21 protein-coding genes are annotated in these 19936 nt (G+C 35.2%); 12 read left to right on the top strand and 9 right to left on the bottom strand.

Annotated features, from left to right (window positions below; all coding sequences use genetic code 11):
* Positions 1-25 precede the first annotated feature (25 nt).
* From ligA to LOK78_RS13370, 3 genes are read right to left on the bottom strand one after another with little or no spacing between them, the layout of a single operon-like run.
* Positions 26-2020: an NAD-dependent DNA ligase LigA gene (gene ligA, locus LOK78_RS13380; protein ID WP_232635236.1), complete on the bottom strand. Its 1995-nt coding sequence runs from the start codon at positions 2018-2020 to the stop codon at positions 26-28.
* A 2-nt stretch (positions 2021-2022) separates the two neighbouring features.
* Complete coding sequence (gene prmC, locus LOK78_RS13375) at positions 2023-2889, bottom strand: peptide chain release factor N(5)-glutamine methyltransferase (protein ID WP_232635235.1); 867 nt, start codon at positions 2887-2889, stop codon at positions 2023-2025.
* Positions 2886-3377, bottom strand: coding sequence for a GNAT family N-acetyltransferase (locus LOK78_RS13370; RefSeq protein WP_232635234.1), 492 nt, complete (start codon positions 3375-3377; stop codon positions 2886-2888). Before LOK78_RS13370 ends, prmC begins: the two co-directional genes overlap by 4 nt.
* A gap of 34 nt (positions 3378-3411) precedes the next feature.
* Here LOK78_RS13370 and ribD point away from each other — a divergent pair, with 34 nt between their 5' ends.
* Genes ribD through LOK78_RS13350 form a run of 4 tightly spaced genes read left to right on the top strand, consistent with a single transcriptional unit; the run spans position 3412 to position 6480 of the window.
* Positions 3412-4416 carry a bifunctional diaminohydroxyphosphoribosylaminopyrimidine deaminase/5-amino-6-(5-phosphoribosylamino)uracil reductase RibD gene (gene ribD / locus LOK78_RS13365; protein ID WP_232635233.1) on the top strand — a complete coding sequence of 335 codons (1005 nt, stop codon included), beginning with the start codon at positions 3412-3414 and terminating at the stop codon, positions 4414-4416.
* The gene (locus tag LOK78_RS13360) at positions 4409-5017 is read left to right on the top strand and encodes an HAD family hydrolase (protein ID WP_232395471.1); all 609 of its coding nucleotides are present in this window, start codon (positions 4409-4411) and stop codon (positions 5015-5017) included. Before ribD ends, LOK78_RS13360 begins: the two co-directional genes overlap by 8 nt.
* A complete protein-coding gene (locus tag LOK78_RS13355) occupies positions 5017-5868 on the top strand; it encodes an EamA family transporter (RefSeq protein WP_232635232.1) in 852 nt (283 codons plus the stop codon). Before LOK78_RS13360 ends, LOK78_RS13355 begins: the two co-directional genes overlap by 1 nt.
* Complete coding sequence (locus LOK78_RS13350; RefSeq protein ID WP_232635231.1) at positions 5869-6480, top strand: IMPACT family protein; 612 nt, start codon at positions 5869-5871, stop codon at positions 6478-6480.
* On the opposite strand, the gene LOK78_RS13345 is transcribed toward LOK78_RS13350, so the two are convergent.
* Positions 6477-6887 carry an acyl-CoA thioesterase gene (locus LOK78_RS13345; protein WP_232635230.1) on the bottom strand — a complete coding sequence of 137 codons (411 nt, stop codon included), beginning with the start codon at positions 6885-6887 and terminating at the stop codon, positions 6477-6479. The two genes, LOK78_RS13350 and LOK78_RS13345, sit on opposite strands and share 4 nt — an antisense overlap.
* A 193-nt stretch (positions 6888-7080) precedes the next feature.
* Between LOK78_RS13345 and dnaA the strand changes: the two genes are divergently transcribed.
* The 4 genes from dnaA (at position 7081) to LOK78_RS13325 (ending at position 11167) form a co-directional block, all read left to right on the top strand.
* Entirely contained in the window at positions 7081-8508 is a 1428-nt protein-coding gene (gene dnaA / locus LOK78_RS13340) for a chromosomal replication initiator protein DnaA (RefSeq protein WP_053971878.1), read from the top strand.
* Positions 8509-8547: 39 nt separating this feature from the next.
* Positions 8548-8985, top strand: a complete 438-nt coding sequence (locus tag LOK78_RS13335) for a low molecular weight protein-tyrosine-phosphatase (protein ID WP_166959091.1) — start codon at positions 8548-8550, stop codon at positions 8983-8985.
* 65 nt (positions 8986-9050) lie between these two features.
* Positions 9051-10451: a PQQ-dependent sugar dehydrogenase gene (locus LOK78_RS13330; protein WP_232635229.1), complete on the top strand. Its 1401-nt coding sequence runs from the start codon at positions 9051-9053 to the stop codon at positions 10449-10451.
* Positions 10451-11167, top strand: coding sequence for an SAM-dependent methyltransferase (locus LOK78_RS13325; protein WP_166958993.1), 717 nt, complete (start codon positions 10451-10453; stop codon positions 11165-11167). Before LOK78_RS13330 ends, LOK78_RS13325 begins: the two co-directional genes overlap by 1 nt.
* A 6-nt stretch (positions 11168-11173) precedes the next feature.
* Here the strand turns inward: LOK78_RS13325 and LOK78_RS13320 are convergent, their stop codons facing one another.
* From LOK78_RS13320 to dapF, 5 genes are all read right to left on the bottom strand, one after another.
* Positions 11174-11842: a lysozyme family protein gene (locus LOK78_RS13320; RefSeq protein WP_232405907.1), complete on the bottom strand. Its 669-nt coding sequence runs from the start codon at positions 11840-11842 to the stop codon at positions 11174-11176.
* 109 nt (positions 11843-11951) lie between these two features.
* Entirely contained in the window at positions 11952-12857 is a 906-nt protein-coding gene (locus tag LOK78_RS13315) for a DUF2279 domain-containing protein (protein WP_232635228.1), read from the bottom strand.
* A 6-nt stretch (positions 12858-12863) separates the two neighbouring features.
* A complete protein-coding gene (gene mltG / locus LOK78_RS13310) occupies positions 12864-13907 on the bottom strand; it encodes an endolytic transglycosylase MltG (protein WP_232635227.1) in 1044 nt (347 codons plus the stop codon).
* 3 nt (positions 13908-13910) lie between these two features.
* Positions 13911-14432, bottom strand: a complete 522-nt coding sequence (locus LOK78_RS13305; RefSeq protein WP_232635226.1) for a GNAT family N-acetyltransferase — start codon at positions 14430-14432, stop codon at positions 13911-13913.
* Positions 14426-15205: a diaminopimelate epimerase gene (gene dapF / locus LOK78_RS13300; RefSeq protein WP_166959003.1), complete on the bottom strand. Its 780-nt coding sequence runs from the start codon at positions 15203-15205 to the stop codon at positions 14426-14428. Before dapF ends, LOK78_RS13305 begins: the two co-directional genes overlap by 7 nt.
* A 156-nt stretch (positions 15206-15361) precedes the next feature.
* Here dapF and LOK78_RS13295 point away from each other — a divergent pair, with 156 nt between their 5' ends.
* From LOK78_RS13295 to trmD, 4 genes are all read left to right on the top strand, one after another.
* Entirely contained in the window at positions 15362-16771 is a 1410-nt protein-coding gene (locus LOK78_RS13295) for a trypsin-like peptidase domain-containing protein (protein WP_232635225.1), read from the top strand.
* 137 nt (positions 16772-16908) lie between these two features.
* Positions 16909-18357: a glyceraldehyde-3-phosphate dehydrogenase gene (locus LOK78_RS13290; protein ID WP_232395461.1), complete on the top strand. Its 1449-nt coding sequence runs from the start codon at positions 16909-16911 to the stop codon at positions 18355-18357.
* Between the two features lie 137 nt (positions 18358-18494).
* Positions 18495-19103, top strand: a complete 609-nt coding sequence (locus LOK78_RS13285) for a hypothetical protein (RefSeq protein WP_053971867.1) — start codon at positions 18495-18497, stop codon at positions 19101-19103.
* Positions 19104-19184: 81 nt separating this feature from the next.
* Positions 19185-19862 (top strand): tRNA (guanosine(37)-N1)-methyltransferase TrmD, encoded by a 678-nt coding sequence (trmD, locus tag LOK78_RS13280; RefSeq protein ID WP_053971866.1) that lies wholly within the window; start codon positions 19185-19187, stop codon positions 19860-19862.
* Positions 19863-19936: the final 74 nt, after the last annotated feature.

Genomic DNA, 19936 nt, shown 5'->3' with positions numbered 1-19936 from the left:
ATATTTTGTCGATTATTAATGTTTTTTATCGAACTTTTTGTAAGAATTCATTTTCATTCAATATAGTAACACCTAATTTTTCTGCTTTCTCTCTTTTACTTGGTCCCATTTTATCACCGGCAACCACATAATTTGTTTTGGACGAAATAGAGGAGGACACTTTCCCCCCATTGTCTTCTATCAGCTTTTTTAATTCTGTCCTACTTACTTGTTCAAAGACACCGGAAACTACAAAAATTTGACCTTCCAATAAATTGGTTTGATTCGCTAAAGACTCAGAGGACATTTCCAATTGAACTCCAAAACCTTTTAATCTTTCAATGATATGGTTATTTTCTTCGGAATCAAAAAACTCTATAACACTTTCGGCAATTTTTACTCCAATCTCATCAACATTTACCAAATCATCCTGAGAGGCGTTTGATAAATTATCTACACTTTTGTAATGCTTTGCCAATTTCTTTGCGACCGTTTCACCAACATATCTTATACCTAAAGCATATAGGACTCTTTCAAAGGGTATTTGTTTAGAAGCTTCAATACCTTTAACTAGATTTTCGGCACTTTTTTGTGCCATCCGTTCTAATGGAATGACTTGCTCTACAGTAAGTTCATATAAATCTGAATAATTCTCTATTAAACCAGCATTTACAAGTAAGGCAACGGTTTCTCCTCCCAATCCTTCAATATCCATGGCCTTTCTTGAAATGAAATGCTGAATTCGTCCAATGATTTGAGGTTTACAACCATTATAGTTTGGACAATAGTGTTGCGCTTCTCCTTCCTTTCTCACCAATTCTGTACCACACTCTGGACAATGAGTAATGTATAGTGTTAATTCAGAATTTTCTGGACGCTTATCAAAATCTACAGCAATAATCTTCGGTATGATTTCACCTCCTTTTTCAACAAATACCTCATCTCCTACTCGTACGTCCAATTTTGCAATTTGATCAGCATTGTGCAACGAGGCTCTTTTTACAGTCGTTCCAGCCAACTCAACAGGTTCCAAATTGGCCACCGGAGTTATAGCTCCTGTTCTTCCAACCTGATAAGAAATACTATTTAATCTTGTAGAAACTTGTTCTGCTTTAAATTTGTATGCCATGGCCCACCTTGGCGCTTTGGCAGTATATCCCAGTTCCTCTTGTTGATAGAAATTGTTAACCTTAATTACAACACCATCAATTTCATAAGGTAGCTCAAATCGGTGCTCAGCCCAATAATTAATATAGTCCAGCACCTCGTCAGTTGACTTTGCCAATTTAGCTTCTTTGGGAACCTTAAAACCCCATTGTCTCGCTTTTTCAAGGCTGTCAAATTGATTATCTACCCCAAGTTGATCTCCTTTTAAACTATATAACAAACATTCCAAGGGTCGTTTGGCAACCTCAGCGCTATCCTGCAATTTTAAACTGCCTGATGCGGTATTTCTGGGATTTCTGTAAGGTTCCTCTCCTAATTCAACTCGCTCCTCATTCATTTTCCGAAACCCTTCTATAGGCAAAATAATTTCACCACGAATTTCAAACTTATCTGGATAATCTCCTCGCAACTGTAAAGGAACAGATTTGATGGTTTTTACATTGGCCGTTACATCATCACCTTGGAATCCATCTCCTCGTGTTACAGCTCTTACCAATCTACCATTTTCATACGTCATATTCATAGAAGCGCCATCATATTTAAGCTCGCATGTATATTCAATTTGACCATCAACCAGCTTCATGATTCGCTTTTCCCAGTCCTCTAAATCTTCTTTGGAATAGGAATTATCCAAAGAATACATGCGGCTTTCATGAGCAACCGTTTGAAAATTTTTGGTCACCTCACCACCAACCCTTTGTGAAGGTGAATTGGCATCATAAAACTCAGGATATTGCGCTTCCAAATCTTGTAACTCCTTCAATTTCATATCGAAATCAAAATCACTGATTGTGGGTTGATCTAGCACATAATAGTTATAATTATGCTGACGTAACTCCTCTCTTAATTGGTCGATTTTCTTTTTTATTTCCATTCTTATTTTAATCCCTTTATCATTCTTTGATTCCCAAACATATCTTGTTTCAATTCTATTTCACGAAATTGAAATTGAGTCATTAAACTCTCCATTTCCTCTCCAAGGTATTGATTAATTTCAAAATAAAGAGAGCCACCTTCTTTTAAGTTTTCAACAGCAAATTGGGCAATCTTTCTATAAAACACCAACGGGTCATCATCCTCAACAAATAAGGCCAGATGAGGTTCAAACTCCAACACATTGTTCTTTATTTCGTGCTTTTCCAAATTCCTAACATATGGTGGATTGGAAACAATGACATCAAACTCTCTTATCAATCTACCATCTTGTAACAAGGATTCATAATTGAGAATGTCGCCTCTTAAAAAATGGACTTTGGCAGAATTATTCTGTGCATTTTTTTTAGCAACCTCTAAAGCTTCTTGTGAAATATCCAGAGCAAAGACTTCGGCATTTGTAAAATTTTTAGCCAAAGAAACCGGAATGCAGCCTGACCCTGTTCCTATATCCAATATTTTTAATGGATCCTTCCTGTTTTTTAAATCCTCTTGAATCCAATTAACCAATTCCTCTGTTTCAGGTCGCGGAATTAAAGTAAATTTATTAACATGAAAAGTCAATCCGTAAAATTCAGTCTCACCCAATATATATTGTATGGGCTCTTCCAATTTCAACCTTTCTAAAACATCCTCAAATTTCTGATTCTCCTCAATTGAAACTTCAAGCTCTGGATTTAAGGCTAGATCAATTCTTCTTTTATTTAAATAGTGGTCAAGCACCAAAAAAAAGAAGCTTTCTACTTCCTCTGAACCAAATATAGCATCCAATTCTTGATGGAATTTTTGTTGGATTTCCTTTAAAATCATAACTCCTTAATCATCCAAATGCCACATGAATAATGCCCTGTTCCACCTAATGGTCCCTCCAAATGTTTAAATCCATACAATTCATAAATATGAATAGCCGCCTTGAGCTGAGAAGCCGATTCCAAATAACATTTCTCAAAACCAAAAGCCTTAGCCTGATCCAAACATTTCTGAAATAATTTCTTTCCCAATCCCTTTCCTCTTGCTTCTGGTAAAAAGTACATTTTTTGAAGTTCGCAAATAGACAAATCAAAATTCTTCAATTGTTTGATTCCTGCACCACCCAGAACCTTATCTCCATCCACCAACACAAAATACACCTCTCTCTCACCTTGGTAAGACTCATACATTTGAGTGGTTTCTACATCTTCATAAGCTGTTCCAGTTAATGGTATGTCAAACTCTGGAAATGCTGCTCTTATAACTTGTTCCATTTGAGCATTATCCTGAGGTTCTATTTCCCTAATAAGAATGTTGTTGTCACTCACTTTAAAATAGTATTTTTACCTTCACAAATTGGGGATGAAGATACACGAAAAATACATAAATAGGTGCATTGAAATAGCCAAAAATGGTTTAGGCACCACACGGCCAAACCCTATGGTGGGATGCGTCATTGTAAGGAACGACCAAGTAATAGGTAAAGGATTTACAAGTCCTTTTGGAGGTCCCCATGCCGAAGTGAATGCTATCAATTCAGTAAAAGATGAATCCTTACTTAAAGAATCTACATTATATGTCACTTTAGAGCCCTGTAGTCATTTTGGAAAAACGCCACCGTGTAGTGATTTGATTATTGATAAAGGAATTCCCCAAGTGGTCATTGGCACCATTGACACACATAGTAAAGTTGCTGGAAAGGGCATTGAAAAATTGATGCGTGCTGGCTGTGATGTGGTTGTTGGTGTTTTGGAAAAAGAATGTCAAGAACACCACAAACGCTTTTTTACTTTTCATAACAAGCAAAGACCTTATATTATATTAAAATGGGCGCAAAGTGCCGATGGATTCCTATCTCCAAGCGAAAAGGATGAAAAAAAACCTGTTTGGATTACCAACTCATACTCCAGACAATTAGTGCACAAATGGCGAACTGAGGAACATGCCATTCTAGTAGGTTACAATACTGTTATTGAAGATAACCCGAGTTTAACAGCCAGAGATTGGAAGGGATTAAATCCCATAAGGGTTGTTTTGGACAAGTTTAACAGCCTTGAAAAGTCATTTGATATCTTTAATAATGAAGCCAACACAATTATAGTGTCTGACAAAGACATTGACTTTAATAAAAAACCTATTGAGCAATTAGCTCAACTATTATTCCAAAAAGAAATTCAATCTATCATCATAGAAGGAGGCAGTAAGACCTTACAAATGTTTTTAGATGAAGGTCTTTGGGATGAAGCTAGAATATTCATCGGTCAAAATTCTTTTGTAAATGGTACATTGGCACCTCAATTTACTGGAAGTTTAATTTCGGAACACAAGATTTTGGGAGATACTTTAAAGATTTTCAACAATGATTAAAACATTGATTTTTGATTTCGGAGACGTTTTCATTAACCTTAATAAAAAAGCAACGAATGATGGGCTAGCTAAATTGGGAGTGACCAATTTAACTCAAGAAATGACAGATCTCAATATTCGCTATGAAATAGGTCAAGCCACTACAGCTCAATTACTGTCATCCTATCAATCGTGGTTCCCAAATATTAGCCAAGATACCTTACAAGAAATATGGAACTCCATCCTCCTTGACTTCCCAAAATATAGATTGGACTTCCTTAAAGAACTCAAAACTAAAGGAGATTACCAATTAATATTATTAAGTAACACTAATGATATGCACATTAATTGGATAGAAAACAATGTTAGCTTCTACCCAGAATTTAAAGAGCAGTTTGATCAATTTTACCTGTCCCATGAAATCCAATTAAGAAAACCTAATGAAGATATATATGAGTTCGTTTTGGAGCAAAATAATTTAACGCCAGAAACATGCTTTTTTGTTGATGACACCGAGGAAAACACCCAAAGTGCATCAAAAGTTGGAATTCATTCTTGGAACATCCTTCCTGGAAAAGAAGATGTTATTGACTTATTCCACATTAATCAACATTTGTTTTAATGTATCTACTGTTAAGCATTCTTTGTTCGACCCTAATATTTATTGTTTTTAAAACAATAGATCGGTTACAAATAAGCACCCTTCATACCATCGTCATTAACTATGTGACCGCTTGTGGACTAGGTATGATTTTGAACACTCAGCCCATAACTATTAAAAATACTATTCAGTCTGATTGGTTTTTAGGCGCTCTATTCTTAGGCTTCCTATTTATTTCTATATTTTTTGTCATGGCGAGAACTGCCCAAACCCACGGTGTTTCTGTGGCATCAGTAGCCTCAAAAATGAGCGTTATCATTCCCGTTATTTTTGGTATTATCGTTTATAACGAAGGTACGGGCAAACAAAAAATTTCAGGAATCATCCTCGCTCTTTTTGCAGTTTATTGGACATCGGTGAAAAAGAACACCAACTTAAAATCTAAAAGGAGCTTAAACCTTCCTTTCATATTGTTTCTAGGATCGGGTATCATAGATACTTCCATTAAATATTTAGAAACCTATTATGTTCCAGAAAACGGAATCCCAATGTTTTCGGCTACCATTTTCTTTATTGCTGGAAGCCTTGGCTTTATTTACTTGTTGATAAAAAATCAATGGCGCTTTACATTGAGAAACTTATTTAGCGGACTTATTCTAGGTGTTATTAATTATGGCTCTATTTATTTTCTCTTAAAGGCACTAAATCATGAGACCTTTGAAAGCTCTACCCTATTTACCATTAATAATGTAGGAGTTGTCATGCTTTCAACCTTATCAGCACTCCTATTATTCAAAGAAGATCTCTCAAAAAAAAATTGGATTGGTATTTCACTTGCCATAATTTCTATCTTATTGGTAACTTTGGCCTAAATGAAAGATACCTACAATACCATTTTAAAACCCACCGAAGAAGTTCTTTTTAAAGACAAGAATAGTAAGTTTTTTGGTTATGCATTTCCTGTTTCTTCTGAAGAAGAAATAAAAACATTATTGGAACAAGTTAAAAAGGACCATCATGCCGCTAGACATTGGTGCTATGCTTACCAACTAGGAACCGAGGAACCCAATATCCAATTTAGAGCCAATGATGATGGAGAACCAAATAATTCTGCAGGAATGCCTATTTATGGTCAAATTCAATCATTTGAGGTAACGAACATCCTTATAATTGTCGTCAGGTATTTTGGAGGGGTCAAATTGGGGGTTGGCGGATTAATTAACGCCTATAAAACCACAGCTCAAATGGCATTGGAGGTTGCCGATATTGTAACAAGAACTATTAATAAATTGTTTTTGATTCATTGTGACTATAAAAACATTAATACAGTCATGAGAATTATCAAAGAGAAAAACCTAGATGTAACCAATCAAAAAATGGAGTTGGATTGCGAAATAACAATTTCAGTCAGACTAAAAGATGTTCCAGCAATTTTTGAACAGTTTGATCATTTATTTGAAATAGACATTAAAGAACTAGACTAAGATTTAAATGCTACTTTCATTTTTTCAAGGATATGATCTGGACATTTCATAGGTCGTCTTGATTGTTTATCCAAAAATGCCAAAACCGTATTTGAAGTGACCAAAAGTTCCTCCTTTTCATTATAAATTTCATAATCAAATTCAATCTTAACGGAAGGAAGTTTTTTAAGATAAGTCTTTACTTTAATAACCTCATCGTAATAAGCTGATTTCTTAAAGTTTAGATTCATTGAAATGACCGGCAACATCACATTTTGATCTTCCATTTCCTTATAAGAAAGCCCTAGTTTCCGAAGCCATTCAGTTCGCCCCATTTCCATGTAAAGGTCAAAATTTCCGTGATGTACCACTCCCATTTGGTCGGTTTCACCATATCTCACTCTAATTTGTATTTCATCGATTATCATAGGACGAATTAAATATTTTTTTGTAGTTTAGGAAAGGTTTTAAACATGAGAAAAAAAATCTAAAAATTCAACCCCTACAGGTTTTTTTTTTTAGAATTTTGTTCACATATTTGTCGAGCTATAAGTCAGCTGGGAAAACCTTTCTCAATCAACAATATCTGTAACTAACTAAGAAAAAATTTTAGTAATAAGAATGAATGTAACTGCGCAATCGGTATGGAATAACTGTCTGGAATTTATTAAGGATAACATACAACCGCAAGCATATAAAACATGGTTTGAACCGATTAAAGCAGTTAAGTTAACGGACAACTCGTTAAGTATTCAGGTTCCTAGTAAATTCTTCTACGAGTGGTTGGAAGAACACTATGTTAAGTTATTAAAAGTTGCCCTTACAAAAGAACTTGGTGACAAAGCCAAATTGGTTTATATAATCAAAATGGAAAACACCTATGGCAACAAACAACCTTTTACAGAAAAGATTCCAAGTTCACATAGAACTGCTTTAAAATCACAAGATGTTGATATTCCTCTTAACAATAAAAATCCGGAGTTAAAAAATCCATTTGTAATTCCTGGCATTCGAAATGTTAAGATTGAATCCCAACTGAATCCAAACTATAATTTTGAGAATTTCTTGGAGGGTGATTCCAATAGATTGGCAAGAAGTGCTGGTATGGCTGTAGCAGCTAAACCAGGAGGAACATCTTTCAATCCGTTATTGGTATTTGGAGGTGTTGGTTTGGGCAAAACCCACTTAGCACATGCTATTGGTGTGGAAATCAAGGACAAATACCCTGAAAAAACGGTATTATATATTTCTGCCGAAAAATTCACCCAACAATATATTGAAGCGGTAAAGAAGAACAATAGAAATGACTTTATCCATTTTTACCAAATCATTGATGTACTGATTATTGACGATGTACAATTTCTATCTGGTAAATCTGGAACTCAAGATGTTTTCTTCCATATTTTCAATCACCTGCATCAAAACGGAAAACAAGTTATTTTAACTAGTGACAAAGCTCCTGTTGACATGCAAGATATTGAACAAAGGTTATTGTCCCGATTCAAATGGGGTTTATCAGCAGAACTGCAAAGCCCAGATTTTGAAACGCGTATCTCCATTTTAAAAAATAAGCTTTATAGGGATGGTGTGGAAATGCCAGAAGACATTATAGAGTACGTTGCAAAACATATCAAGTCTAATATTAGAGAATTAGAAGGTGCCATTATTTCATTAATTGCACAATCCTCCTTCAACAGAAAAGAGGTGACTTTGGATTTGGCAAAGCAAGTTGTTGAAAAATTTGTTAAGAACACCAAGCGTGAAGTTTCTATTGACTACATCCAAAAAGTAGTTTCAGACTATTTCCAAATGGATATAGACACCCTGCAATCCAAAACAAGAAAGAGACATATTGTTCAAGCCAGACAACTAGCTATGTTCTTTGCCAAGAAATTCACAAAAGCTTCACTTGCAAGTATTGGGTCCCAAATAGGAAAACGCGATCATGCTACGGTTCTTCATGCTTGTAAAACTGTTGATAATTTAACCTCAACCGACAAGCAATTCAGAAAATACGTAGAGGATTTAACAAAAAAATTATCCGTATAATTTCTCAAAATTTTGGCTACAGAACCCAATAAAATTTTAATGGTTTGTTTAGGGAATATTTGCAGGTCTCCATTGGCTGAAGGTATTTTGAGATCCAAATTGCCTTACGAAGATTTTGTTGTAGACTCGGCTGGAACTAGTGGCTACCATATAGGTGACCCACCTGATAGAAGATCTGTGGAAGTCGCTAGAAAATACGGTTTGAATATCTCCCATCTTAGTGGACGTCAATTTTCAACTCGTGATTTTGATGAATTTGATTTTATCTACGTCATGGACCAATCCAATTTTGAAAACGTCAATAAACTAGCCAGAAGCAAAGAAGATTTAGAAAAAGTTAAAATGATTTTGAATGAAATTTATCCCAATCAAAATCATGATGTTCCAGATCCCTATTATGGCGGTGCGCAAGGATTTGAAAATGTTTATAAAATGCTTGACGAAGCATGTTCTATTATTGCCAATAAACTAACCTAGTCAGATAACTTTTACCTTATTTCTTATTTTTTGTAATTTGTAGACTAACAATCAAATTGTTAGCTATGAAATCACATCTACCTTCAATTCTTTTACTCTTTTCATTGCAATTCTTATTTCCCCAAGAAATTGAATTGGAATTGGTGTCCAATGGATTTGACGATCCAGTTGCTATCAGAAATGCTTTTGACGATAGACTATTTGTTGTTGAACAAGGCGGAACCATTCAAATCATACAGGAAAATGGAATTGTTAACACCACGCCCTTTTTAGATATATCCTCCCAGATTTCTGGTGGCGGTGAAAGAGGACTTCTAGGTTTGGCCTTTCACCCTAATTACACAGCAAACGGATATTTCTTTGTTAATTACACAAACTCCTCAGGGGACACCGTCATTTCCAGATTTACAACCAATGAGACCAATCCTGACCTAGCTGATTTGGATTCAGAAAATATTATTTTAACCTTAGATCAACCCTTCACCAATCATAATGGTGGCGATTTGGCATTTGGTCCAGATGGGTACTTATACATCCCTACTGGAGACGTTGGCTCTGGAGGAGATCCAGGTGATAGAGCGCAAGATCTTAACGAGTTCTTAGGAAAGGTTTTAAGATTAGATATTGACAACGGCAATCCCTACAGCCTTCCTGCAGACAATCCATTTGTTGGGAATCCCAATGCACTGGACGAAATCTGGGCTATTGGCCTCAGAAACCCTTGGCGTTTTTCTTTTGACTTGGAAAATGGAGATTTATGGATTGCTGATGTGGGTCAAAATGAAATTGAGGAAATAAATAACGTGTCTTCTGTAACGCCCGAAATCAACTATGGATGGCGATGCTATGAAGGAACTTCAGAATATAATACTACGGGAGAATGCCCTAATAATTCAGAAGACCTTACTTTCCCCTTAGCAGAGTACACCCATACTGATAGCGGTTTGTTTAAATGTTCAATAACGGGAGGTTACATACATCGTGGCAGCGAACAAACCGGCTTAAATGGTTGGTACTTTTTTGCAGATTATTGCAGTGGGGAAATTGGAATTTTAATAGAGGAAGATGGCGTTTGGAATATGACCTTCACAGAACCCTTTTCAGGAAATGGATGGAGCAGTTTTGGAGAAGACTTCAATGGTGAACTCTATATTGCTGGAAAACAATCAGGTGCTATTTATAAAATTATTGATGCGAGTCTTTCAGTTGATGAAAATCAACTCAAAAATCTAAAGTTTTTTCCAAATCCCGTTCAAAATAAATTGAATATAGTATTCGAAAACCAAACAAACTATATATCAGAGGTAAGGGTTTTTAATCTTTTTGGAAAGCCTATTGTAAAAACACAGGTTTCAAACACTACTTTTGTTGAAATTTCCACAGAAGAATTGCCGTCTGGTTTTTATCTTGCAGAGGTCATTTTAAACGACGAATCTAAAATCAGCAAAAAGCTAATAAAAAAATAATGAGTCTACCAACTGGAAAACTTTATCTCATTCCTACCACCATGGGTGAATCAAATCCCATGGATGTTTTGCCTATAACTGTAAAAAATGCCATCGACGCCATTGATATCTACATTGTAGAAAACGAAAAAACGGCGCGAAGATTTATTAAAAGCATATGCCCAGACAAAAAACAAGCAACACTTAAGCTTTTTCCTCTCAACAAACATACCGATCCAACCGATCTACCTGCCTATCTTGATGATATCAAAAAAGGAAAAAACATCGGACTCATTTCTGAAGCAGGATGTCCTGGTGTGGCAGATCCGGGCGCTGAAATAGTGGGGCTGGCGCATCAACAAAACATACAAGTAGTACCTTTAGTTGGTCCTTCTTCCATTCTTATGGCTATTATGGCTTCTGGAATGAACGGACAAAGCTTTGCTTTTAATGGCTACCTACCTATTGACAAATCTGAAAGAAAAAAAGAAATAAAGCGGTTGGAGCAACTATCAGAAAGGCACAACCAAACACAAGCTTTTATAGAAACGCCTTATAGAAACAATAAAATGCTAGAGGATTTGTGTCAAACCTTACATGATAGCACACTTTTATGTGTGGCATGCGATATTACCTTGCCTACCGAATTTATTAAGACACAACCGATAAGTCAATGGAAAAAAAATAGCGCAGACCTTCATAAAAGACCTGCACTATTTGTTATACATAAAAACTAAATTCTACTAAATAGTTCTTTTCACTTTGGCCTTCTTATTGGGAATGATTTCTGAAGTGTCATAACCTGAAAACCTTTTCATATAGTAGCTTATTGAAGTTCCGAAAGCATCTGCAAAATTATTTGAACCATAACTTCTCAGATATTTCTTAACGTTTCCGGGACCAGCTAGGTGAGCTGCGGCCAAAATACCAGATTCTGTAACCGTAACACCATTTACCACCATACCATTAAACCTTTTAATATCCTTTCTTAAAATCCATTTATTTCGTTCTGCATTGGCTATAAATGCCTTTTCCTGCAGTTCTGGGTTTTTAAGAAATTCATTTGGATTATAAATACCTATTAATTTGAGTGTTCCTTCACCGAATTGGTATTTTCCTAAGTAACCGTAAGAGTTCACAATAAAATAATTACCGCGAGACTCTTTAAAACCAACGGCTTCCTTGAATCCAACAAACGTTTTCCCTAAAGTTGGCGTATAGGTAACGTGGGGCTCGATAGTTGGCAAGACTAAACTTCCAACGGGCTGGGATTCTATAGCTCTCGAAGATACCATTGCAATATCTTGGGAAGAATCCTTAATCGGCTTTATCGTTCTGATTTTTGAGAACGAAACTAACAATAGTAAACATATTGTAAGCGACGGGGCAATGTAACTTCCAATATTTCTCATAACGTTTCAATTTTTTTGGCAATTTTAATGACTTAAAACCACCTGAAAATTTCAGCGTGCAAAGGTATGATTATTTTTTATTTTATGAAAATTAATCGATTAACTGTTTTTAAAAATAGATTCCGTGGAGTTTTATGCCGTTTTCTCCGTTGAACTCCATAGCTGGAAATGGCACTTTTACAGTGTTAAATACACTAAATAAAGACCTCAAAATATGAGACTTAGTGTCTATTTTGGTTAGGTCCAAATCAAGACTTAAATAGACCTGACGGTACCTATTTTGATCTGGAAATTGCCCATTTAACGTTTCATTTTTACCGGTCAACATGCCCTCAGCACCATACCCAATAGCCAAATTTAACCACTTTGGAATTCTAGTATCGTCAAAAAAGGAATGCAAATTGAAACTTAACCAATAAGTTTGACCGTTGTAATCTTTTAAAAACTCCTCCATAAATCCATCTCCCAATTTGTCTGGTCGCATTGGTGCAAACTCTGTTCTATGGAAAGAATATTTCAAACTGATACGCTGCTCCCCCCATAAAAGTTCTTGCCCAACATAAATACCTGTACCTATGGCATTTGATGCCATATCGCTCCATGAGAAGCCCCATTCTTTTGAAAAACCATCAAATACCTCTACCGTAGTTAAAAACACTAAACCCAAAGTGGCACCGTAAATTAATTGGTCCTTCTTGCGCACACCACTCCATTCTAAAAGCTCTGCTCCCATCCTACCCATCTGGTAAGAAGTGTAAGTATGCCCCATTTTATCCATTTGCAACCATTCATCAAGATCATTAATGGTATGGAATTTTGATTGCGGATAATCTTTGTACCATAATTGGTGCAACCCAACCAAACTGATTGCTCCTATAGAGGCTTCCGAAATTATGACGGCATTCCTCCTAGGAATGTTTAGTGTATCACTAGGTTTTAGAAATCTATTCACACGGTTTTGTCCATAGGAACAAATGCTTAGGAAGAAAAGCAGTCCATATGTAAAACCCTTCATCAAAAATTATTTGTTTATCCCTTGAGATGACAAATATTTTTGATACTCCCTGGCATTGACATTGTGTTGCGTCAAGGTTTTCGCAAATTTATGAAAACCTATTTTTTGAGCATCCGCAGCAAAATATAAATAGCTATGCTTTTCTGGATTTAATACCGCATTGATAGCAGAAATATCTGGCATCGCTATAGGCCCTGGTGGCAACCCAGCATTCATATAGGTATTATATGGAGAGTTAATTTCTTTATGTTTGTTAAGAACTCTTTTAATAACGGTTCCTTCATATTCTGGAAGTTGGTAGGCAGCAAATTTTAATGTTGGATCCGCCTGCAGAGGCATTCCTATCTTCAATCTATTTAAATAAACACCAGCTATTCTTGGCTGCTCTGAAGCTTGTTTGGATTCTTCATGAACAATGGAGGCCAAAGTCATCACTTCATTTAGGTCTAACCCTACTGCCAAAGCCTTGTTCTTTCTATCGTTGTTCCAAAACCGTTGGTATTCTTTTAGCATCCTATCTCTAAACTCTACGGCACTTGTATTCCAAAAGAATTCATAGCTATTGGGAATATACATGGCTAGAGCTGTTTCCTTACTAAACCCTTTTTGATTCAGGAAATTACTATCGGACATAGCCTGAAAAAGTTCTAAGCTATCTGCTTCAATTTGATTCGATATTCTTCCGGCTAGTTTACCCAAAGACTCTTGGTTATTAAATGAAACTGTAATAGGCTGATTGTTACTTCTTATGGAATTTATAATATCATTATTATTCATTCCCTTAGAAATCTTGTACTTACCTGCTTTAATATTTGTATTATACCTTTTTTGAGAAGCCAGAGCATCAAACTTATCAATATCCTTTAAAAGTGGTTTTAATTCTTCTCTAACATCTTGATAATTGGCCCCGGTAGAAATATAAATAAAAGCCTCTTTATTGTTAAAGGCTGTATTTGATTTAAGCATTACACCATAAATATAACTTGCAAAAATAGCAGCAACGATCAATCCAATTATGGCTATAGCCCAAAGAATCTTTTTAAAATACATGAGTTAAAGTATGTGTTGTAATAAATATTCATTTTTAAATGCCCCCTGAACAAGATTCCAGTCTTTTTTAAGACCTACTATTTCAAATCCTTGGTTTTGAAATAGCTTCAAACTAGGTTTATTATTTTCAGCAATGTTACAATATAATTGATGCAGTCCTAAGTGTTTTTTACAATATTTCACAATAAGTTGTAATGCCTCTTTACCAAAACCTTTATAACGCTGCTCTTGGCTGTTTATCAATATCCCCACGCCTGCTCGTTTGTTTTGAACATCGAAATCAAATAAATCTATAAGCCCAACAGTTTCACTAGAATGTAGACAAATCACAAGTCTTAATTGTTTGACTTCATATATATCTTTATGTGCATTTTCTAAATACTGCTTTATAAGATATCTGGAATAGGGTGTTTGCGTTAAACTTACCTCCCAAACTGTCTCATCATTTTCAATTTCATAAATGAATTCTAAGTCTTCAGGCTCAAGAGCCCTAAGGTAAACTTGATCTCCTTTCAAAGTTAGCATAGGAATTCTCCTTTAAAAACTTGTTCTGCTGGTCCAATTAACCAAACATTTTCATAAATATCTCCCTTTTTGTCAAAAGACACTCTTAGCTTACCCCCTTCTACATTCAAATGAATTAGAGTGTTTTGGGCTAGTCCCAAAGAATGCATTGCAATGGCCACCGCTGTTACACCTGTACCACAAGATAGAGTCTCATCCTCAACCCCCCGCTCATAGGTTCTTACTTTAAAAGTGTTATCATCAATTTGAGATACAAAATTGACATTAGTTCCCTTTTGTCCATAAGGTTGCCCATATCTTATTTTTGCTCCTTCCGATTTTATATTGAAATTTTCCAGATTATCTTGGATTTGCACATGATGCGGAGATCCTGTATTGAGAAACATATAGTCCTTGTGATTTTCAATATCTTTCACATCCAACATTTGGAGATGAACCAAACCATTTTCTATAGTGGCATGATGTAAACCATCTACCGCTTCAAAAGTAGCCTTACTTTTAATGACACCTAAAAAATTGGCAAATGCCACCAAACACCTACCCCCATTTCCACACATGGAACTTTCATTACCATCGGAATTGTAATAGACCATTCTAAAATCATACGTTTCATGATTCTCCAAAAGGATTAACCCATCTGCCCCAATACCAAATCGTCTATCACATAAATGAGCCACCAATTTGGTGTTGGTTTTGTCAAAATCTTGTTGCCGATTGTCAATCATGACAAAGTCGTTCCCAGTTCCTTGATATTTGTAAAATGTCATTTTCATAAGAAATGCAAATATAGAAATATTAGCTGGCTTTTATAGCTGTTAAACACCCGTTAAAGGGCACGTTAAAAATCGTTAAAAGAATTTAGCAAATTTCAATAAAGAGGTAATTTTAAACGTTAATAAATTAATTATAAACCAAAAACCTTTTTCCCCATGAAAAAAATAATATCGTTAGTACTAGTATCGGTTTTAGGTGGAGCCATTACCTTGGCCAGTTACAAATTATTTATCGAAAAGGAGCAACCTGCTTTTTCAAAGACACAAGACTCCTCAAATTATGCCATCCCCGTAAGCCATTCGAATGCAAATTATTTTCCTGAAAATGCCATTGATTTTACAAATGCCGCTGAAAATACGGTTCATTCTGTAGTTCACGTCATGAACACTTCTTTTGGCACTTCTGATAGAATCACTTTTCAAGATTTAATCTTTGGTCGTTCTGCCCAAAGACCTCAAGTAGGTTCAGGTTCCGGTGTCATTATTTCACCAGACGGTTATATCATTACTAATAATCACGTGATTGATGGAGCAAACAAACTTACAGTTACTCTTAATGATAATAAAACTTATGATGCCGAATTGATTGGAACTGATAGTCGCACTGATATTGCTCTTATTAAAATCAATCCTGAAGAAGATTTACCATACTCTACATTTGGAGATAGTGATCAAGCTAAAATTGGAGAATGGGTATTAGCCGTTGGGAACCCATTCAATTTAACTTCTACTGTCACTGCTGGAATTATAAGTGCCAAATCCAGAGATTTGTCTGGCGGAAAATTTAATCAATCCTTTATTCAAACCGATGCCGCAGTAAATCCAGGTAATTCAGGTGGCGCTTTGGTAAATTCCAGAGGTGAATTGATTGGAATTAACACAGCTATATCTTCCCAGACTGGTTCATATATAGGATATTCCTTTGCAGTTCCAAGTAATATCGCAAGAAAAGTAGTTGAGGATATTATTGAATTCGGAAACGTACAAAATGGTGTCCTTGGTGTTACTGGAGGTGCGCTAAATAATGCTATTTCTGAAAAATTAAGCATCAATGAAACCCAAGGATTCTATGTAGATAGTGTTGAAGAAGGTTCTGGTGCAGATAAAGCAGGCATACGATCTGGAGACATTATTAAGAAAATTGACAACATAGATATCACTAAATTTTCTGACTTAAGTGGTTATTTGAATACCAAAAGACCAGGAGATGATGTGCAAGTAACGATCTTGAGGGATGATAATTTAAAAACGATTCAGGCTACCTTAGTAAGAAATCAATCTTTTACGATTCCACAGTTCGGGGTACTGAAAAACGCCAATGCAAGCGAGTTAAAAAAATATGGTGTTTCAAATGGTGTGAAAATTGCTCAATTAGGAGAAGCCTATGCTAAATACCTTAGAGCAAATAATGTCAATGAAGGAAACATCATAATAAGTATCAATAATGAAAAAGTAAAAGATGTAGACGATGTTCAAGAAATCATAAAAAATAGATCTCCCTATGAGCCGTTGAGAATTGAATTGATCAATTCAAATGGTGAGTTGGAAAAATACAACTTTAGGTAGTTCAAATACCATCTAAATTTAAGAAAAGCCTTTAGGAAAACTAGAGGCTTTTTTTATTTAAAAATAGTTTTACGAAAACGTTTGAAATATATACTTTTGCACCAAATTTAAACACAACACAATTTAAACTAAAGACAATGAGTTTTAAAGAAGCTTATGAAAATGAATTGGCTTTTCAAGCAGACAGACGAAAAGCAACTGTTGAATTTATTAATATCATTAGCGATTTATGGTATGACAAATCAATAGAACTAGTGCTTTTCAGAAATCAACTGATTGATCGTAATGTGAGTCAAATTTTAAACCTTCATGAATATGCTGGTGAATTTGTTCAAAAACCGATCTCAATTTTTGATTCAGTTGAAATTGCTCAAGCTATTCAAACCCTTGACCTACCTCCTGCCAAATTGGATATTGGAAAATTGACCTACGAATACCATCTTGAGGAAAATAGCTATAGTAATGCTCTAAACTTTGTTGCAAACAAATTAAAGGATGCTTCAAAAGAAAATGGTATTAAACCAAAAGATGTCATTCTTTACGGTTTTGGAAGAATTGGAAGATTGGTAGCAAGAGAATTAATGGCTAGAACTGGGAAAGGTTCACAATTAAGACTACGCGCTATTGTCACTCGAGGAGAGATTACAGAAACTATTTTAGAAAAAAGAGCTTCTTTATTAAAGAATGATTCGGTTCATGGTGATTTTGAAGGTACAGTCATTACAGATTTGGAAAATAAGTCATTAATTATCAACGGAACTACCGTAAACATCATTTCTGCAAATAACCCAGAAGATATTGATTATACCGAATATGGCATTCATGATGCTTTGGTAATAGATAACACAGGAGCTTTTAGAGACCATGAAGCTTTATCTAGACACCTTCAAGCTAAAGGTGTTGAAAAGGTTTTATTGACTGCTCCAGGAAAAGGGATTCCTAATATTGTTCACGGGGTTAATCACTTGGAAAATGACCCTGACAAGGTTGACATCTTTTCTGCTGCTTCCTGTACAACCAACGCCATTACTCCAATCTTAAAAGCATTGGATGAAACCTTTGGTATTAAATCAGGGCATTTAGAAACAATTCATGCATATACAAATGACCAAAACCTAGTGGACAATTTTCACAAAAAGTATCGAAGAGGTCGTGCAGCTGGTTTAAATATGGTTATAACTGAAACAGGTGCTGGAAAAGCAGTAGCCAAGGCTTTGCCTTCCCTAGAAGGGAAATTAACTTCCAACGCCATTAGAGTGCCTGTTCCCAATGGATCTCTTGCCATTTTAAATTTGGATTTAAATCAGTCAACATCACAAGAAGGCATCAATACAACTTTAAAAAAGTATGCTTTGGAAGGAAGTTTGGTTGAACAAATCAAATATGAAATGAACGATGAATTAGTTTCAAGTGATATTGTTGGAAGCTCTGCACCATCCATCTATGATAGTAAAGCCACTATTGTTAGAGAAGATGGTAAAAATGCTGTCCTATATATTTGGTATGATAATGAATATGGCTATAGCCATCAAGTTATTAGACTTGCCAAATACATTGCCAAAGTAAGACGTTATACTTATTATTAGTATCAAACGTCCAAAATAATATTTCGTCCGTATATTAAAAAAGCCTCACAACAGTGAGGCTTTTTATTGAACTTAAACTGAAAATAAACATAATTTCTTACTTTCGTAAAATCCAACAATCAAAATAAATTGACCTAATGAAGTTTGTAAAGCTGTTTTTAATTTTATTGACCCTTACCCCATTAAGCTTACTAGCCCAGAATAATGATGATGAAGATGATAAACTTTCTTTATATGAAGGTTCTATAGATAACCAATTTGAATATCTCATTAGAAAATCAAACAATTATAAAGACTATAAAGTGGTTAAAAAGGTATGGCTATATGAATTAAAAGCTCATACCTTGGACTCTTTAAAAGCTGTTCATAAGGAATTGGCCGATACTCGAGCCGTGGTTCAAAATCAAACCGAAGAAATAGACGGATTAAAAGCCAATTTGGCAAACACCCAGACCACTTTAGGTAAAACCGAAGAAGAAAAAAACAATATGGCTTTATTTGGACTTCAAATGAGTAAGTCAAGTTACAATGTTTTAATGTGGTCAATTATTGGCGGCTTATTAGCCCTTTTACTTTTCTTTATTTATCAATTCAAAAACAGTAATGCGGTAACCAAAAGTGCTAAAAAGTCTTTAGCTGATATTGAAGAAGAGTTTGAAGAGCATAGAAGAACAGCTTTGGAGCGTGAGCAAAAAGTAAGACGTCAGTTGCAGGATGAAATTAACAAACAAAAGAGCGGCAACTAAAAGAATTCATAATTTTCATTTAAAAATCTGTAATTTCAATTACAGATTTTTTTTATTTGCATCCTATAGAAATGAGATATTATGAGGATTGATATCATTACCGTGCTCCCAGAACTTTTAAAAAGTCCGTTTGAGGCATCCATTATGAAAAGAGCTATTGAGGCTGAGTTAGTTGAAGTTCATTTTCATAATTTAAGAGATTATACTACAGACAATTATAAAACTGTGGATGACTATCAATTTGGTGGAGGTGCAGGTATGGTCATGATGGTTGAGCCCATTGACAAATGTATATCCCAATTAAAGTCTGAGAGACATTATGACGATATTATTTATATGACTCCAGATGGGACCACATTAAATCAAAAAATAGCCAATCAAATTTCACTACAGGAAAACATCATCATCCTCTGCGGTCATTATAAGGGTGTTGATCAAAGAGTTCGTGATCATTTTATAACCAAAGAAATTTCAATAGGTGATTATGTCCTCTCTGGAGGGGAATTGGGCGCCGCAGTTTTATGTGATGCTGTCATTAGACTTATTCCAGGTGTTTTGGGTAATGAAACTTCAGCTTTAACAGACTCCTTTCAGGATAATTTATTGGCGCCTCCTATTTATACTAGGCCCAGATCATATAACGGCTGGGACGTACCAGAAATTCTTTTTAGCGGAAATTTTCCTAAAATTGAAAAATGGAGAGAGGATCAGGCATATGAAAGAACAAAGCAAAGAAGGCCAGATCTTTTGGATGAATAATTTTTATTCCAATTAATTGTAAATTAGATATTATTACCTATTTTTGCATCCAATTTCGGATTAACCTCTGGCGA

This window comes from Mangrovimonas futianensis, from assembly GCF_021245805.1.
Classification (GTDB): Bacteria; Bacteroidota; Bacteroidia; order Flavobacteriales; family Flavobacteriaceae; genus Mangrovimonas; species Mangrovimonas futianensis.
The sequence above is the reverse complement of the archived record's forward strand: the minus strand, read 5'-3'. Positions and strand labels throughout refer to the sequence as shown.

Bases quoted from the DNA above. Each gene is read 5' to 3' on its own strand.
- LOK78_RS13350 (WP_232635231.1), top strand. From the start codon at position 5,869: ATGAAAGATACCTACAATACCATTTTAAAACCCACCGAAGAAGTTCTT.
- dapF (WP_166959003.1), bottom strand. From the start codon at position 15,205: ATGAAAATGACATTTTACAAATATCAAGGAACTGGGAACGACTTTGTC.
- trmD (WP_053971866.1), top strand. From the start codon at position 19,185: ATGAGGATTGATATCATTACCGTGCTCCCAGAACTTTTAAAAAGTCCG.
- dnaA (WP_053971878.1), top strand. From the start codon at position 7,081: ATGAATGTAACTGCGCAATCGGTATGGAATAACTGTCTGGAATTTATT.
- LOK78_RS13285 (WP_053971867.1), top strand. From the start codon at position 18,495: ATGAAGTTTGTAAAGCTGTTTTTAATTTTATTGACCCTTACCCCATTA.
- LOK78_RS13335 (WP_166959091.1), top strand. From the start codon at position 8,548: ATGGTTTGTTTAGGGAATATTTGCAGGTCTCCATTGGCTGAAGGTATT.
- LOK78_RS13360 (WP_232395471.1), top strand. From the start codon at position 4,409: ATGATTAAAACATTGATTTTTGATTTCGGAGACGTTTTCATTAACCTT.
- ligA (WP_232635236.1), bottom strand. From the start codon at position 2,020: ATGGAAATAAAAAAGAAAATCGACCAATTAAGAGAGGAGTTACGTCAG.
- LOK78_RS13355 (WP_232635232.1), top strand. From the start codon at position 5,017: ATGTATCTACTGTTAAGCATTCTTTGTTCGACCCTAATATTTATTGTT.
- LOK78_RS13320 (WP_232405907.1), bottom strand. From the start codon at position 11,842: ATGAGAAATATTGGAAGTTACATTGCCCCGTCGCTTACAATATGTTTA.
- LOK78_RS13295 (WP_232635225.1), top strand. From the start codon at position 15,362: ATGAAAAAAATAATATCGTTAGTACTAGTATCGGTTTTAGGTGGAGCC.
- LOK78_RS13325 (WP_166958993.1), top strand. From the start codon at position 10,451: ATGAGTCTACCAACTGGAAAACTTTATCTCATTCCTACCACCATGGGT.
- LOK78_RS13305 (WP_232635226.1), bottom strand. From the start codon at position 14,432: ATGCTAACTTTGAAAGGAGATCAAGTTTACCTTAGGGCTCTTGAGCCT.
- LOK78_RS13330 (WP_232635229.1), top strand. From the start codon at position 9,051: ATGAAATCACATCTACCTTCAATTCTTTTACTCTTTTCATTGCAATTC.
- LOK78_RS13345 (WP_232635230.1), bottom strand. From the start codon at position 6,887: ATGATAATCGATGAAATACAAATTAGAGTGAGATATGGTGAAACCGAC.
- LOK78_RS13290 (WP_232395461.1), top strand. From the start codon at position 16,909: ATGAGTTTTAAAGAAGCTTATGAAAATGAATTGGCTTTTCAAGCAGAC.
- LOK78_RS13315 (WP_232635228.1), bottom strand. From the start codon at position 12,857: ATGAAGGGTTTTACATATGGACTGCTTTTCTTCCTAAGCATTTGTTCC.
- ribD (WP_232635233.1), top strand. From the start codon at position 3,412: ATGAAGATACACGAAAAATACATAAATAGGTGCATTGAAATAGCCAAA.
- mltG (WP_232635227.1), bottom strand. From the start codon at position 13,907: ATGTATTTTAAAAAGATTCTTTGGGCTATAGCCATAATTGGATTGATC.
- prmC (WP_232635235.1), bottom strand. From the start codon at position 2,889: ATGATTTTAAAGGAAATCCAACAAAAATTCCATCAAGAATTGGATGCT.